Below are 16618 nucleotides of genomic sequence, written 5' to 3' on the forward strand. Positions count from 1 at the left end.
CGTTATAAAGCAGGCAACAGGCAGCGACAAGATTAGCGCGCGCTGATTCGCCAGATGGCGTTGCCGGCATCGTCGGCAATCAGCACGCCGCCTTGTTTATCCATCCCCAGCCCGACCGGCAGCCCGCGCACCTGCTTCTGGTCATCGGTAAGAAAACCGGTCACGACCGGCTGCGGTTGCCCAACCGGTTTGCCGTTCTCAAATTTCACCCACACCACCTGGTAGCCATTGAGCGGTGTGCGGTTCCAGCTTCCGTGCTCGCTGATAAACGCGCCGCCGCGATACTGCGGCATGTTGTCACCGGTATAGAACAACAAGCCAAGTGGTGCGACGTGTGAGCTAAGCGCGTAATCCGGCTTGATGGCCTGCGCCACTAAGTCCGGGCGTGGCGGCTTAACGCGTTCGTCCACGTGCTGTCCAAAGTAGCTATACGGCCAGCCGTAAAAACCCTTCTCTTTTACCGAGGTCATATAGTCCGGCACCAGATCGGATCCAATTTCGTCGCGTTCGTTGACGATCGCCCATAACGCACCGCTTTCAGGCTCCCATTGCAACCCGGTTGGGTTACGCAGCCCGCTGGCATAAATGCGGCTTGCGCCGGTGGCGGCATCCACTTCCAGCACCGCCGCCCGACGATATTCCGCGCCGATGCCGTTTTCGGTGATGTTGCTGTTAGAACCCACGCCTACATAGAGTTTGCTGCCGTCGGGGCTGGCGAGCAGGGATTTCGTCCAGTGATGGTTAATTGGCCCGCCGGGCAGTTCGGTAACGGTTTCTCCCGGCGCGCTGAGGGTGGTTTCCCCTTGCTGATACGGGAATTTGACCAGGCTGTCGGCATTGGCGACCCACAAAGTGTTACCAATCAACTGCATACCAAAGGGTGAGTGCAGATTTTCAATAAACGTGTGTTTCTGCCATGTTCCTCCAGCGTTACGCAACAACGTGATGCGGTTGCCGCCGGGGCCGCCTTTGCCGGAGGCTTTTTGCACCAGGCCCATAATCAGCTGTTTCGGGCGTGTGGTCGGTTTTTCCGGGGCATTGGCCTCGGCGACCAGAATGTCGTTATTCGGCAGAACGTACAGCTGGCGCGGATGCAGCAAGCCATCCGCCACTTTTTCAATTTTTAACCCCGCTGGTACTTTTGGCGTTTCTCCCGCTTTCCACGCCACGCCTTCCGGCACCTGCATCGGCGGTAACAGGAAATTCTGCGCTTTAGGTAGCTCAGGATCGGGGCCAACTTGCTTCATCGGGTCTACGTTTGCACCCTGATCGCAAGCGGTGAGCAGGGCGGCGAGTGCGCCAACAGCCAGTAAGCGATTAGGCATATTCATGGTTTTTTCCTTACTGGACGCGCGTGCGCAGGGCGAGTTGAACATGGGCAATCAGCAGCAAAATCACCACCGCCGTTGAGAGGAGTACGCCAAGCGGTACCACCGCGTACGCATCCCGGCTGTGTACAAAGGCGTTAAAAATCGCCAGCACGATAGCTATCAGCCAGAGCCAGAAATGGATTTTTTTCGCGTTCGTAACGCTGTGGCGCTGCGTTACCCAAACCTGCACAAGGTTGATGAGTCGGGGAAGGATAGCAATCAACAGACCGATGGCGATAAGCCAGCTTGCCGCGTCGGTCCACATGATTTGAAAGGTTTTGAGGTACAGAATATCGAAGATCCACGCCGCCACAAAAAAGCCGGTGGGCAGCGGGTTAAAGAGTTCGTAAAGCGCAAGCGTCGCGCGCGATGGCCCGGAGAGTGTTTGCATTGGTCTTTCCTTTCGGTGGAAACAAGCGGGATAAGCCACAGGATCTGCTTGTTAAAGGGTAGACCGCTTACACAAAATTTAAGTAATTTTGCTTATGTGTTGCGTTTGTTCCTGCTGTCTTTGCATCGCGCTTTTCGCGTTGTTGCTGGACGCAGTCGCATCTGATCTGTTTGCTGCGCCCTGGAATCCGCTGAAGCGCTTTCGCCGGCCTGCGCAAAAGAACGCGGCGGGCAAGATGGTGCGTTTTCGCCGCACCTGTTGTTTTTATTACAAAGCCTCAACGCCGGTCGAGTATTGCCATAACTGCCCGCTGTGCCGGGAGAAATAAATGACAGCAGCTACGGCGGTGATTAAGGTAATGTCACCCTGCAAAATAACAATGGACACGCCGTGAAACAGACATTCGCCCTCGATTTTTATCACCGCGCGGTGATCCCTTACGCCCATGACTACCGGCACGGGGAGCATGAGCACTGGCATACCCATCCGTGCGATCAGCTGATTCATACCTTAAGCGGGGTGATCCGCGTGGAAACGCAGCAGGGCATGTGGATTGTGCCGCCAGGTCGCGGTGTGTGGATCCCGGCGCAAGTGTCCCATGCGCTGCGCATTGATGGTGAAGTGCAGGCGCGCGGCGTGTTTGTCGAACCGCTGGCGCGGGCTGATTTACCGGTAGTATGCCAGGTGGTGCGCGTCAGCGATTTGCTGCGCGCCTTGATTCTCAATGCGCTGGAATTGCCGCAGGCGTATCAGGCTGGCAGCCGCGCGGAGCGCATTTATGAACTGATCCTTGATGAAATCCGTCTGATGAATACGCTACCGTTTTGCCTGCCGGAACCCACTTCCGCGAGGTTAAAACAGCTTTGTGACGCGGTGCGGCGCGATCCGTCGGGTGAGTGGACGCTGGAAAATGCCGCTCGCCAGGTCAACATGAGCGGGCGAACCTTGTCGCGCCATTTCTATCAGCAGACCGGCTTGCAATTCAGCGAATGGTTACGCCGGGCGCGTTTGCTGGCGGCGTTAACCCGGCTGGCGCATGGCGAGCCGGTCACGCAGGTGGCGCTTGAGTGCGGTTATGCCAATCCCAGCGCGTTCAGCGCCATGTTTCGCCGGGTGATGGGCGTGCCGCCCGGCGATTACTTTACCTCGTAATGAAGGGCTGAGCGGCATTTAACACCGCCTGCAACGACGCACGGGTAATGTCGCTATCGATACTGACCCCCCAGGCGCGCGCGCCGTGTTTATCCTCACAGCAGACATAGGCCACCGAGCGGCTGTCGCTGTGCTTGCCGAGCGTATGTTCGTGGTAGCTCTCAATGTTAATCTCCACCTGCAAGCTGCGGCACAGGGCGGTGATGGCGGCGGAAAGAAAACCGTTGCCGCTGGCGTCAAGCTTCAGTTTTTTGTCGTGGCAAAGGATCTCCGCCTGTAATGTGGTGCGCTGCCCCGGCTGGTTGGTGCAGACATATTCAATCAGTTGCAGTGACGGTTGCTCCACCAGCCCGTAGCGCTGGCGAAACAGGTTCCAGATAGCCATTTGCGACATCTCTTTTCCGTCCGCATCCGCCGCGTTTTGCACATGCTGGCTGAATTCCTGCTGAAGTTTGCGTGGCAAATTCAGGCCGTGGTTCTGCTCCAGCAACCATGCCGCGCCGCTCTTGCCCGACTGGCTATTGACGCGGATAACCGCTTCATAACTACAGCCAATGTCTGCCGGATCGAGCGGCAAATAAGGCACTTCCCACAACGCAGCCGGGTTGTTTTGCCGCGCGGCAAAGCCTTTTTTAATCGCGTCCTGGTGGGAGCCGGAAAAGGCCGTGAACACCAGTTCTCCGGCATAGGGATGACGCGGCGCTACCGGTAACTGGTTGCACTCTTCGACGATTTCGACCACCTTTTTCATCTGGCTGAAATCCAGCCCCGGCGCGATGCCCTGGGTATAGAGATTCAGCGCCAGCGTCACCAGGTCGGCATTGCCGGTGCGCTCGCCGTTGCCAAACAGACAACCTTCCACGCGCTCCGCGCCGGCGAGCAGCGCCAGTTCAGCGCTGGCAATCCCGGTGCCGCGATCGTTGTGGGTATGCACGCTGATGCACACCTGCTCGCGGCGCGAGAAGTGGCGGCAAAAGTGCTCAATCTGGTCGGCATAGACATTCGGCATGCTCACTTCCACCGTGGCGGGCAGGTTGATGATCATCGGCCGTGTCGCGCCCGGTTCCCACACATCGGCGACCGCTTCGCAAATCGCCAGCGCAAACTCCGCTTCGGTAAAACAGAAGGTTTCCGGCGAGTACTGGAAAACCCACTCAGTTTCTGGCGCGTTTTCACAGAGGCTGCGAATTTGCCGTGCGGCGTTTACCGCCAGCGCGATAATTTCTTCGCGGCTCTGGCGAAACACCTGCTCGCGGAATACCGGGGCGGTGGCGTTATACAGATGCACGGTGGCGCGCTTCACGCCTTGCAGCGCAGCAAAAGTGCGGATAATCAAATCTTCCCGCGCCTGGGTTAATACCTGAATGGTCACATCGTCCGGAATGCGTTGCTCCTCAATCAACTGGCGCACGAAATTGAAATCCGTTTGCGAGGCGGACGGGAACGCCACTTCAATCTCTTTAAAGCCGCAGTCGAGCAGCAATTGCCAGAATTTCAGCTTACGCGCGGCGTCCATTGGCTCGGCGAGCGCCTGGTTGCCGTCGCGCAAATCGGTGGAGAGCCAGCGCGGCGCGCGGGTCAGCGAGTTATCCGGCCAGCGGCGATCGCGCAGCGCTAACGGTGTGTGGCGTTGATATTTTTCAGCAGGGGTCGTTAACATTTTTCGGGTCTCCGCAGGGTGTGGCTTCAGTTTCCACGCCTCGACTCTCCGCTGCGCCCGCATAACTGACAACCTGTTGCGTAAAAGTGACAACCTGAGCGAAAAGCCGTGCGGCAGTAAGAATCGGGATGAAAAACGCCATACGCGCCGCAGGGTTTCTATACTTGGCTGCGGAGGTGAGAGATGAAAAAAATGTTGTATTCAATATTCGCAAGCCCGGACAGATTGTTGCAGGTGATGAGCCACAGTGAAATTCAGGACGCGATTGAAGATGGCGAACGTATTGTTGTCGATGCCGATGGCAACACTTCGGTGAATATCCATTGCCAGCGCGTGCAGGAAGATTTCAAACGCCACGTCGACACGTTAAAGAGGGCGTAGCATGGGAACGGCAATCTTTATGGTGTTGATGGTCTGCGGCTACTGGTATACCTCGCACGATCTCTCTACCCGTTTTAAATTCAAACGCAGCTTCGGCTGGGATGTGTACTTTCTGGTGGCGCTGTATGGCTGCGTTTTTGTATTGCAGGGGATTCTGGCGACAGGGTTACTGTGGCTGTGCTTGTTGATCACCTCTGCGGTGATGAACGCGTGGCCTGCGGTGTTTGGCCCGGAACAGCACCACCTGCACATGAGTTTTATGAACTGGAGCTTTTTAGGTATCCAGGCGCCGGTGGTGATTATGCTCGCCTTTGCGGTGCTGTTTTGCCTGTGGCGCTCGAACTGGTCCGGCAGCGCCAGGCTGGACAGCAATGGCCGCCGCGAGCTGTATAAACACCTTTCGCGCGCCAACGGCGTGGAAGGGCTGATTTATCAATGTATGGAGAAGGGCGATCTGGCGTGGATAACGCTCAAATCGCAGCGCATTTACATTGGCATGATCCACACCGCCACCTTTGACAGCGGCGATGCCAATAACATTGTGCTGATCCCGATGCTCAGCGGCTATCGCGATGAAAGTACGCTCGATCTGCACGTCGAGCACAACTACAGCGCCTGGTACGACAAGCATGGTATCGATCTCGCTTCAGAGCCGCGCTCGGCGCTCGATTTTCGCAAAGTGCTGCTGCTCTCGCAGGTGGAAAGTTTGTCGCTGTTCGACCCGGCGCAGGTGATGGCGATGGGTATCAATCGTTATCCCGAAAGCGAGCATTGAACCGCTGACGCTTGCTCATAAATTGTGCTCATAGTCGATAGTCTGACGCACGGTAATCAACGCCTGACGCAAATTTGCAAGGCTGACGGAACCGAGCGCTAACCGCAGGGCGTGCGGCACATTGTCCGTTGTGCAAAAGGGCTCGGCGGTGGAAAGCGAAATGTTGTGCGCCAGCAGTTTGCGCACCACGCGCTCGGCGCGTACCGCTTCTGTTAGCGGCAGCCAGACAAAATAGGCATTCGGGTGGCTGATAATTTCCAGCGGTGCCAGTAATTCGCGGGCCATTTTCTGGCGCTGGTAAGCATCTTTGCGCTTCAGGGCTTCCAGTTTACTGACGGTTCCATCCTGTAACCAGCCGCAGACAATCGCGCTCATCAGCGCCGGGGTATTCCAGCTGGTGGCGCGAATGGCACGCTCAAGCGAGGCTTTGTGTCGCGCCGGGCAGGCCACTGCGCCGACGCGTAAGCCGGTGGCGATGTTTTTGGAAAACCCGGTGACATAGATCGTGTGTTCAGGGGCAAAAAATGCCACCGGCGGCGGGGCAGGATGTACCAGCCAGGCGTAAGCAGCATCTTCAATAATCAGCAGATCGTGCAGGCGGGCAATGTCGGCGATGATCTTGCGCTGAGCACGCGTAAGCACCCAGCCCAGCGGGTTATGCAGTGTTGGCATGGTATAGAGCGCCCGTACGCGCCTGCGCTGGCAAAGTGTTTGCAAATAATCGAGATCTGGCCCGCCAGGCGTTACCGGTATGGCAACCAGTTCCAGATGAAACAGCGCGGCCAGCGCCTTAAAACCGGAGTAGGTCAAGGCATCAACGGCGACGACATCGCCAGGGCGCAACAGCCCCATCACCGTAATCGCAAGTCCATGCTGCGCACCGTTGACGATCAACACGTTATCTGCGGCGGGGGTAAAACCTGTCCGCGCCAGCCAACAGGCGATCGCCGCGCGTTCGCTGAGCTTCCCGGCATGGGGCTGATAACGCAACAGGGCGTCAAGATCGCCACGGGTGGTCAGCTGGCGCAGGGCGTCGCGCAGCCGTTCCGCCTGATCCGGCAGCGCGGGATAATTGAAATTCAGATCCACCATATCCGTGGCAATCACCTGCTGGTCGATTCCAAGCCCGGCGGGCAATGAAATCTCTCTGACAAAGGTGCCGCGCCCGGTTTCGCCACTCACCAGCCCCATTGATTCCAGCTCGGCGTAGACGCGCGTTGCGGTAGCCAGCGAGATCTGTTTTTCCACTGATAATGCCCGGTGCGTGGGCAGTCGACTCCCCGCCGGCAAGTGGCCTTCACGAATGGCGCTGGCGAAACTGTCGACGATCGCTTTGTAACGTGCTTTCACGCAATGTATCCATGACAATATTTTGATTGTCATGGATTGTTGCCCGTACGCTTAGCGCCGTCAATGCAGGGAAATGCTCTGCGTCATTAACCCGCACAGTGAGGTTTAACGTGGTAAATATCGCCAATAACAAAAGCGCGTCCGGTTCGGTATCGGGTTGGGTTAACGGTCTGCTGGGTGTGCTAATTTTTAGCGGTTCGCTGCCCGCCACGCGCATCGCTGTGCTGGCGCTGGATCCCTTTTTTCTGACCTTTCTGCGCGCATCGATTGCCGGCGTGCTGGCGCTGATGCTGGTTGTGATTTTTCGCGTTAAACGCCCGCAGCGCGCGCAGCTTTTTTCGTTGTCGCTGGTCACGATCGGCGTGGTGATTGGCTTCCCGCTTCTCACGGCGTTGGCGCTGCAACAGGTGACGTCGGCGCACTCTATTGTCTTTCTGGGGTTGTTACCGCTGGCGACGTCGGTGTTTGGTGTGCTCCGTGGTGGCGAGCGTCCACGTCTGGCATTCTGGCTTTTCTCAGTGATGGGCAGCCTGCTGGTCATCGGGTTTGCGCTGTCGCAGGCGGTTTCGGCGTCACTCACAGGCGATCTGCTGATGCTGGCGGCGGTGGTGGTATGCGGCCTGGGTTATGCGGAAGGTGCCGTGTTATCGCGTACGCTCGGCGGATGGCAAGTGATCAGTTGGGCGCTGATTCTTGCCCTGCCGTTGATGCTCGTTGCTACGCTGGCCACGATGCCCCACACCGTCAGCGGGATCGGTATTTCGGCCTGGAGCGCGGTGGCTTACGTGTCGCTGTTCAGCATGCTGGTTGGCTTTATCTTCTGGTACAAAGGGCTGGCGCTCGGCGGTATTGCCGCCGTTGGGCAACTTCAGTTGTTGCAGCCCTTTTTCGGGCTCGGGCTGTCGGCTTCGTTGCTACATGAAACCGTCAGCCCGCTGATGGTAATGATTACCGTGGGGGTGATTCTCTGTGTTGCCGGTTCAAGGAGATTTGCCCGGTGATCATACGCGTACCTGATCTGCCATCACCGGCGGGGAGGCCGGTGTGGCGGAGTTATCCACATGGCGATATTTGTCCAGCAGATGAATTTGAATGCGGCGCAGCATATCGCCGTTCAGTTTGTAGAAGCGGAAATAGACCAGCAGCGACACAAGGAAAAAACAGACTGGCAGCGCCAGCATAATCAACTGCATGCCCATTAATGTGCTGGCAGATTGCGCGACGTTCGGCACATAGCCGATCACCCCCAGCACGATGGCGATAAAGTACGCCGCGAAAGCCGCGCCCGCTTTAACCACCAGCGTTTGTACCGAATAGGCGATACTTTCGCAGCGGACATTGAGTTTGTATTCGCCATAATCGACGGTGTCGGCAACCATAATCACCTGTAACACCCAGAAGAAAGCTTTGCCAATGCTGAACAGTACGCCCGCCAGCAAGATAACACCTGCGTGGGTGGCCCCCATCAGCGCCATCCCCAACAACACGCCGCCGCTGACAATCGGCAATACGGATGCTCCCGCCCACAACACGCGGCGCGAGAAGACCTTCACCAGTTTAGGGAACAGAATCAGGATCAGCAGATTGGCGACACCAGCATAGGACATGTAATAGGGGAACAGATCGACATTGCCGATGACATAGGTGAAGTAGTAGATGGCAAACCCTTCAATCACGTTGGCTGCGGTGTTGTAAGCCAGCGCCATGACCAGCAGACAGGCGAGCTGATCGTTTTTGAAAATTAGCTGAATCATCTGTTTCAGGTTCATTGGAGTGCTGTCGGCGCTGGGATGTTTATCCGACGAATAGACTTCGTGGACATTGCGCAGCGTCACAATGGTCGACAGCACAAAGAAGGCGATTAACACCAGCGTCAGCATCTGAAAACCAAAGCCGCGATCTGCGCCACCGACGGCATTAACAAATGGCAGGGCGATCCCGGCGGTGACAAAACCGGCGAGGCTGGCAAAAAAACGCGGGTAGGGCACCAATTGTTCGCGCTCACGCTTATCCAGCGTGATGGTTGGCACCAGCGACCAGAACGGCACATCCATAATGGTGTAGGTGAATCCCCACAGTAAATAGGTCGCCCAGACCCAGAGCAGCTGCGCGGTGCCCTCAAAATGATGGGCGCTGAATAACATATACAGCACCACCGAGTTGCTGAGCGTGCCGATTAAGATCCACGGTTTGAATTTGCCCCAGCGCGAGCGGGTACAGTCAACTATCCAGCCCATGATCGGGTCGGCCAGCGCGTCGAGAATACGTGCCACCAGAAACAGCGTCCCGACCATGCCGACCGACAGACCGACAATATCGGTGTAGTAATACATCAAATACATGTAGACGATGCCGATCGCAAAATCCTTACCAAATGCACCAAATCCGTAGCTGAGCTTTGTTGTCATTGAAATACTCATAGGGTACCGATTGCCTCTTTCAGTGTCGGAAGGGTTGCAAAACCGCCGGGCGCGCGGCCCGGCTTATGCGTTAGCGATGCAGCCAGGCGGGAAGCCAGTCGCCGTGGCTGGCAATTAAGTCATCCACCAGCGCGTAGATTTCATCGATACCCAGCACGGCGGCGGTATGCGGGTCCATCAGCGCGGCGTAATAGACGTAATCGCGGTTTTCCGTCAGCACCGCTTCGGTGAGCAGCGTCTGCACGTTGATATTGGTCTGCATCATTGCCGCCAGATGCGCGGGGAGTTTCCCGGCTTTGGTCGGCTGAATACCATTGGCGTCCACCAGGCACGGCACTTCCACACAGCAGCCCTGTGGCAGGTTGTCGATCAGTCCATCGTTGCGCACGTTGCCGTAAACCACGCTCGGCTCGCCGGTCCAGATGGCGTTCATAATGGTGCTGGCGTATTCGCGAGAGGCTTTCACCTCAATGCGGTCGGCGGTTTTAAACTCCTGCAGCTCTTTCTGCCAGTTCGCCAGCTGTTCAACGCAGCGTTTGGGATACTCATCCAGCGGCACCCGGTAGCGTTCTATCAAATCTTCGCGCCCCGGTTTGATAAACCACGGCGTGTATTCGGCAAAATGTTCGGAGGATTCGGTCACGAAGTAGCCGAGCTTTTTGAACATCTCATAACGCACAATGTTCTGGCAGCGCGGGTTGCCGTGCAGATTCGGCTTTGGCGCGCGTTGATCGGCGTAGGCCTGTAATAGCTCCGGATAGATGCTCACATAGCTGCCGTCGGCCAGCTTTTTCTCCAGCGTGAGATAAAAGGCCATATGGTTGATCCCGGCGCAGCGGTAACGAAGCGATGCCGGGTCGAGATCGAGATCGTTGGCCAGCTCTTCCGCTGTGCCCTGAACCGAGTGGCACAGCCCAACTTGCTTGATATGAGGATAACGGGCATACATCGCCCAGGTGTTCATCGCCATCGGATTGACGTAGTTGAGCATGGTGGCGTTCGGGCAGACCTCGGTCATGTCCTCGCAAATCTGCCACAGATGCGGAATGGTGCGCAGCGCACGCATAATGCCGCCGGGGCCAAGCGTATCGGCAATGGTCTGCTCCAGTCCGTGGCGCTTGCAGACCTCAAAATCGGTTACGGTGCAAGGTTCGTAACCGCCAATCTGGAATGCGACCACGACAAAATCCGCGTTTTTCAACGCCGTTTTCTGATCCGTATGGCAGCTAATCTCCCCGTATGCGCCTACGGAATCCATCAGTTTGCTCACCACAATGTGCGACTCTTCCAGCCGCGTGGCGTCAATATCCATCAGCGCGACGTGTGCAGCTTTCAGCGCTGGTCGTTGAAAGACATCGCCGAGAATGTTTTTAACGAAAACGGTGGAACCGGCGCCGATAAAAGTGATTTTTGGTGCAGACATGTGCGTTCTCCCTGTGTAGTTGTACGTCCTGAGCGTGGCACGCGTCGCCTGCGTCATCTGCCGTCTTCCCGGCGGGGAATTCCCGAAAACTCAGATCGCGCAATGTGCCGCGCTGGATCTGAGTTTCCGGGAAAAAATACGCGCTTAAGCAGAGTTAACGGCAATACCTTTAACTAAAATAGAACAGGACGGCGCAAAGCGAAGCGCGAAAGTGATGATTCAGGAAGGGAAGAATGGCAAAAGAGAAGCCCAGAGCGGATATGTGCAGCGGCGATGAGAAAACCACGCGCGGCCCGCTGTCGCTCTATTCGGAATACCAGCGCATGGAGATTGAACTGCGCGCGCCGCATGCCATGTCCGCCAGCCACTGGCATGGCCAGGTTGAAGTGAATGTGCCGTTCGATGGCGATGTGGAATACCTGATTAACAACGAAGTGGTACGCATCAAGCAGGGTTACATCACCCTGTTCTGGGCCTGTACGCCGCATCAACTCACGCGACCAGGCGAATGCAAACAGATGGCAATTTTTAACCTGCCAATGCACCTGTTTCTCTCCTGGCCTTTGGATCGCGAACTGATTAACCATGTCACCCATGGCATGGTGATAAAATCCCTTGCCGCCCAGCAGCTTAGCGCGTTTGAAGTACAGCGCTGGCAAAACGAACTCAACAGCGACAATGAGCAATTGCGCCAACTGGCGATTGAAGAAATTGCGCTGATGCTCAAGCGTTTTAGTCTCTCCGGCTGGCAGCCGATTCTGGTGAATAAAACCTCGCGCACCCATAAAAATAGCGTCTCGCGGCATGCGCAGTTTTACGTAAGCCAGATGCTGGAATTTATCGCGGTAAATTATGATCAGGTGCTGACAATCAACGCCATTGCCGAGCATGTGAAACTCAACCCCAACTATGCGATGGGCATTTTCCAGCGCGTCATGCAACTGACCATGAAGCAATACATCACCGCCATGCGTATCAACCATGTGCGTGCGTTGTTAAGCGATACCGACAAGACCATTCTTGATATTGCGCTCACCGCCGGATTTGGTTCCTCCAGCCGCTTTTACAGCACCTTTCAGAAATATGTCGGTATGCCGCCGCAAAAATACCGCAAACTCAGCCAGCTCCGACGACAGCAACACGCAGGTTGAATTTACCTTTGGCCTTCTTTCGTTCGCGCCATGCACCTGCCCGGATCGCGCGTCAGTCGCCGTCCAGCGAAATTTCTCGTTAATCAACCGCTTATTTTTATTTGTGAAAATATGCAACGAGATATATCCGAAATGATAAAGATTTATCTTAAGGTGACGATAACCATATTGTTACGGCGCATTTACATAATTCTGCGATAGCGACAGTTCAGATCTGTTGATCTGCAAGGGATGTAACGTTGCTTTGCAAAGAGCAACTTGCGAGTAAACACCCCATTACTCTTCTTGCCATCACAGGAATGATGCACATGACATCATCGTTTTGCCGTTCTTCAGCTCAGCACCAGGGCAGTAACACGCCACCGGTTTTTACAAAACGTTTTATCGCGCTGTTTGTCAGTGCCCTTTGCGCAGCACCGGCGCTGGCGGGCGAGTTGCCCACCGGCGCGAATGTCGCGGCGGGGCAGGTCTCCATTGGGCAAAATGGTTCCGCCGTCACGGTGAACCAGCACTCCGGCACGGCGATTGTTAACTGGAACAGTTTCTCCGTCGGTAAGGGCAATTCGGTCGATTTCGTTCAGCCGAGCAGCTCTTCCGCCATTCTTAACCGTGTCACTGGTGCAACAAAATCCACCATTGCCGGCTCGATAACCGCCAATGGCCAGGTCTATCTGGTAAACCCGAACGGTATCGCCATTACGCCGAGCGGCACGGTCAAAACCGGCGGCGGCTTTGTTGCTTCGACGCTGGATATCAAAGATGAAGACTTCCTCAAAGGGAAGCGTGTCTTCACCGGCAACGGTTCGTCTGCCGAAGTGAGCAACGCGGGCGTGATAAACGTTGGGCGCGGCGGCTATGCGGCATTGATTGGCGGCAACGTCAAAAACGACGGCTTAATTAACGTTCCGGTCGGCAAAGTGGGGCTGGGCGCCGGGGAATCTGCCACCCTGGATCTCTCCGGCGACGGCTTCTTGCAGGTTGCTGTACCGAGCAACTCCGGCGTGAAAGAGGCGCTAATTGATAACAGCGGCATCGTGTCGGCACAGGGCGGCTCGGTGGTGATGACCGCCGCCACGGCGCGCAATGCGGCACGTAACGCCATCAACCTGAGCGGCGTGGTTGAAGCTGACAGCGTCAGCGGCCAGAACGGCTCCATCGTCATTGGCGGCGGCGAAGGCGGTAATGTGGCGCTTTCCGGTACGCTGAGCGCGAAATCGAGCGACGGCGCGGGCGGGAAAATCACTGTCACCGGCGATAACATTACGCTGGCGGGTGCGAAGGTGGACGCCTCCGGCAAAACAGGCGGCGGTAACATTAACATTGGCGGCGAGCGCCAGGGCAAAGGCAGCACGCAACGCGCAACGAACACACAAATTGACAGCGCCAGCCGTATCACCGCCGATGCGACAGCCCAGGGCAATGGCGGCGATGTGGTGGTGTGGTCAGATAACCAGACGACGTTCAGCGGTAAAATCAGCGCACGCGGCGCGGGCACCGGCAAAGGCGGCGAAGCGGAAGTCTCCGGTAAAGCCAAACTCGCCTATAGCGGCAGCACCGATCTATCTTCACAAAGCGGCCAGTTCGGCAATCTGTTGCTCGATCCGCATAACGTGGTGATCTCCACGGCGGCAGACAGCGGTACCGGCTTTAGCGCCAGCGCGGACGATAGCGTTATTAACGTGACCACGTTACAAAACGCGCTCTCGACCGCCAACGTCACAGTCTCTACCGGCTCGACCGGCAGCCAGAATGGCGACATCACGCTTGCCACGAACCTTGGCTGGACGACAGACACCACCTTAACGCTGGCGGCGGCAGGCAATATTATTCTCAACGGCAATATCTCGGCGACCGGAGCGAATGCGGGCCTGGCGCTGAACTACGGTATTGGCAAAGATTACACGCTGCTCTCGGGCAAACAGATAACCATCCCTGGTGCGAATGCTTCATTGACCATTGGCGGGCAGAATTACACGCTGATCCGCACGATGGCGGATCTCGATGCCATTGACAGCACCGGGCTTGGCGGCAAATACGCGCTGGCGCAAAACATTCTTGCCATTGGCAACACCTACACCTCTTCACTGGTTGGCGTCTCTTCCAGTGCGCCGTTTAGCGGCATCTTTACGGGGCTTGGGCACACTATCTCCAGCCTGACCATTAGCAGTGCCGATACCTACGTTGGCTTGTTCGGCTATAACACCGGCACCATCCGCAACATGGGGTTGAACTCGGCGCAGCTTACCGCGTCTTCGACATCACCGTTCTACGCCGGGCTGCTGGCGGCCTACAACACCGGCACTATCGCCTATTCAACGGTGCTTGGCTCATTGACCCGCTCGTCCGACGCCACGGCTTATATGGGTGGGCTGGTGGGTAACAACGCCGGGCAGATCTCCTACAGTCGTTCCGGGGCGTCAATTACCGCGACGAACAGCTCTAACTGGTCTTACTGGGGAGGACTGGTCGGGCAGAACAGCAAAAACATTACGCAAAGTTATTTCGATGGCTCCCTGAACCTATCCGGCACCAGCGGCAACGGCTTGCAGTATGTCGGCGGTTTGACCGGCTACAACATGGCGGGCGGCACGATTAGCGCAAGCTACGTTTCCGGTAGCGTGACCGGCAGCGGGATGAGCGGTGCGATTGGGTATGTTGGCGGGCTGACAGGCAACAACGCCGGGAGTATCAACAATGTCTACTCCTCCGGCGTGATTAACGCCGGTTTGAACGCGCAGGCAGGCGGGCTGGCGGGCAGTAACACCGGAACGATCAGCAATAGCATTGCAACCAACACCATCAACGTGAATTCAACACCCAGCGCGATTGGCGGGCTGGTAGGTTCCAAAAGTGGGAGCGGAACGCTAACGAACCTCTACTGGAATAGTGATAACGTTGCGGCAGGCATCGGGCGCGGCGCGAACGGTGCGGAAGCGATCACCGGTTTAACCGCTGCGCAAATGAACAACAGCGCGAGTTTTATCGGGCTGGATAATAAAGCCTGGGCACCGGCCACCGGCTCCGCCATGCCGGCGCTGTTCGGCGTGTCCGGCATTGTTGGCGTGGCGCAAACCGCCATCTATGGCGCGAATCCGATTACAACTTACTACGGTGCCGGCTTCTGGAACGCTATCAGCGGCAGCCTGACGAACGGCCTTAGGAGCACCGATAACGTTGGCAGCTATACGCTGGATACCACCGGTGTCAGCGCGCTTAAAGCTAACGGGCAGATAGCCAGCGTTGTGGGCGTTGGCGCCACGGTGACGCCAGCCACGCTGACCATCAACGTGGATAACGCCAGCAAAGTGTATGGCCAGTTCCCGGGAAGTGTGAACTACTCCGCGCAAGGCCTGGTCAATGGCGACTCCGTGAACGGCTTGACCTATACCAGCCTGGGTTTTGCCACTACGGCTAACGTTGGCAGCTACAGCATTGTGGGCAGCAACGTGACGGGCACCGGGCTTGCCAACTACAACGTTGTTTATCACAACGGCAATCTGACCGTCACGCCCGCGACGCTGACCATCACCGCCGATAACGCCAGTAAGGTTTACGGCGGAGCGGCGAACTTAAGTGGTTACAGCATTGTGGGCTTGTTAAACGGCGATACGGTAACGAATGTCGCGCTCAACAGCGCAGGCGCCGCCATCACCGCCGGCGTGGGCAGTTATGCCATCAACGCCAGCAATGCGAACGGCAGTGGCTTGTCGAACTACACCATCAGTTACGGCGCAGGCTCGCTGAACGTGACGCCAGCGCAACTGGTGATCAACGCGGGCAACGCCAGCAAAACCTACGGCGACCTTGTCAGCCTGAGTGATTACAGCGTGCTCGGCCTGCTCAATGGCGACACGGTGACCGGTGTGGCGCTGAACAGCGCAGGTTCGGCGGCGACTGCCAACGTTGGCAGCTACGGCATTAACGGTAGCGGTGCAACCGGCAGCGGTTTGTCCAACTACGTTATTAGCTACAACAACGGCACGCTGAATGTCACGCCTGCCGCGCTGACCATCACCGCGAATAGTGGCAGCAAAACGGTCGGTAGTACCGCGCAACTGGGCTATAGCGCAAATGGCCTGCTGAACAGCGATGCGATCGCGCACGTGGATGTCACCAGTGACGGCGCAGACAGATCTGCCATTGCGGGCAGCTACGCGGTGATTGCTGCCAATGCCACCGGTAACGGGCTGGGTAATTACACCATCAACTATATCGACGGAACGCTTGTGGTGAATGACCAGCCGGGCACGCCAACCCCGACACCGACATCAACACCGGTATCGACGCCGTTAGCCGCCACCATTGGCAACCGTGTCTCGGCGCAGGATGTGACGCGTCAGTTGACCGGTAACACGATGCTGGTGACCCATGATGCCAGCAGTGCTGGCAGTGCAGATAACGCGGTTATCGCCACGGCGGATCCTCGTCTGGCGGGTGCGGTTTGTTCCATGGGTGCCGATTTGGCCCTTTCCTGCTCCGGCAAGTAAAAATAAGAGATAACTCATGCGTTTATTTTCACAATCTTCACTTTTAGCACCGACATTG

13 protein-coding genes are annotated in these 16618 nt (G+C 56.8%); 7 read left to right on the forward strand and 6 right to left on the reverse strand.

The window, feature by feature from the left end:
* Window positions 1–32 precede the first annotated feature (32 nt).
* Together ACFX4U_RS13830 and ACFX4U_RS13835 are read right to left on the reverse strand one after the other, a co-directional pair.
* Window positions 33–1331 carry a sorbosone dehydrogenase family protein gene (locus tag ACFX4U_RS13830; protein WP_313506562.1) on the reverse strand — a complete coding sequence of 433 codons (1299 nt, stop codon included), beginning with the start codon at window positions 1329–1331 and terminating at the stop codon, window positions 33–35.
* A 10-nt stretch (window positions 1332–1341) separates the two neighbouring features.
* Window positions 1342–1761: a DUF2231 domain-containing protein gene (locus ACFX4U_RS13835; protein ID WP_313506563.1), complete on the reverse strand. Its 420-nt coding sequence runs from the start codon at window positions 1759–1761 to the stop codon at window positions 1342–1344.
* Between the two features lie 235 nt (window positions 1762–1996).
* On the opposite strand from ACFX4U_RS13835, the gene ACFX4U_RS13840 reads away from it, so the two are divergent.
* Window positions 1997–2089: a (2Fe-2S)-binding protein gene (locus ACFX4U_RS13840; protein ID WP_380219024.1), complete on the forward strand. Its 93-nt coding sequence runs from the start codon at window positions 1997–1999 to the stop codon at window positions 2087–2089.
* A 62-nt stretch (window positions 2090–2151) separates the two neighbouring features.
* Window positions 2152–2913, forward strand: a complete 762-nt coding sequence (locus ACFX4U_RS13845; RefSeq protein WP_349350606.1) for a helix-turn-helix transcriptional regulator — start codon at window positions 2152–2154, stop codon at window positions 2911–2913.
* Here the strand turns inward: ACFX4U_RS13845 and leuA are convergent.
* Window positions 2903–4573 carry a 2-isopropylmalate synthase gene (leuA, locus tag ACFX4U_RS13850; protein WP_313506565.1) on the reverse strand — a complete coding sequence of 557 codons (1671 nt, stop codon included), beginning with the start codon at window positions 4571–4573 and terminating at the stop codon, window positions 2903–2905. The genes ACFX4U_RS13845 and leuA overlap by 11 nt on opposite strands.
* Before the next feature lie 183 nt (window positions 4574–4756).
* Here leuA and ACFX4U_RS13855 point away from each other — a divergent pair, with 183 nt between their 5' ends.
* Window positions 4757–4954, forward strand: coding sequence for a hypothetical protein (locus ACFX4U_RS13855; protein WP_305736789.1), 198 nt, complete (start codon window positions 4757–4759; stop codon window positions 4952–4954).
* A 1-nt stretch (window position 4955) separates the two neighbouring features.
* On the forward strand, window positions 4956–5729 hold the full coding sequence (locus ACFX4U_RS13860) for a hypothetical protein (protein ID WP_313506566.1): 774 nt from the start codon (window positions 4956–4958) through the stop codon (window positions 5727–5729).
* 15 nt (window positions 5730–5744) lie between these two features.
* Here ACFX4U_RS13860 and ACFX4U_RS13865 read toward each other — a convergent pair whose 3' ends face one another.
* Window positions 5745–7079 (reverse strand): PLP-dependent aminotransferase family protein, encoded by a 1335-nt coding sequence (locus tag ACFX4U_RS13865; RefSeq protein ID WP_313506567.1) that lies wholly within the window; start codon window positions 7077–7079, stop codon window positions 5745–5747.
* Between the two features lie 110 nt (window positions 7080–7189).
* On the opposite strand from ACFX4U_RS13865, the gene ACFX4U_RS13870 reads away from it, so the two are divergent.
* Window positions 7190–8080: a DMT family transporter gene (locus ACFX4U_RS13870; protein ID WP_313506568.1), complete on the forward strand. Its 891-nt coding sequence runs from the start codon at window positions 7190–7192 to the stop codon at window positions 8078–8080.
* On the opposite strand, the gene melB is transcribed toward ACFX4U_RS13870, so the two are convergent.
* Window positions 8081–9499 carry a melibiose:sodium transporter MelB gene (melB, locus tag ACFX4U_RS13875; RefSeq protein ID WP_313506569.1) on the reverse strand — a complete coding sequence of 473 codons (1419 nt, stop codon included), beginning with the start codon at window positions 9497–9499 and terminating at the stop codon, window positions 8081–8083. It abuts the gene before it with no gap.
* A gap of 70 nt (window positions 9500–9569) precedes the next feature.
* Entirely contained in the window at window positions 9570–10922 is a 1353-nt protein-coding gene (locus ACFX4U_RS13880; protein ID WP_305736784.1) for an alpha-glucosidase/alpha-galactosidase, read from the reverse strand.
* 233 nt (window positions 10923–11155) lie between these two features.
* Between ACFX4U_RS13880 and melR the strand changes: the two genes are divergently transcribed.
* Together melR and ACFX4U_RS13890 are read left to right on the forward strand one after the other, a co-directional pair.
* Entirely contained in the window at window positions 11156–12073 is a 918-nt protein-coding gene (gene melR, locus ACFX4U_RS13885) for a transcriptional regulator MelR (RefSeq protein WP_313506570.1), read from the forward strand.
* Window positions 12074–12381: 308 nt separating this feature from the next.
* Window positions 12382–16560 carry an MBG domain-containing protein gene (locus tag ACFX4U_RS13890; RefSeq protein ID WP_313506571.1) on the forward strand — a complete coding sequence of 1393 codons (4179 nt, stop codon included), beginning with the start codon at window positions 12382–12384 and terminating at the stop codon, window positions 16558–16560.
* The last annotated feature ends 58 nt before the right edge of the window (window positions 16561–16618 follow it).

The sequence above is a fragment of the Kosakonia sp. YIM B13588 genome (genome assembly GCF_042788165.1).
Taxonomy (GTDB): Bacteria; Pseudomonadota; Gammaproteobacteria; order Enterobacterales; family Enterobacteriaceae; genus Kosakonia; species Kosakonia sacchari.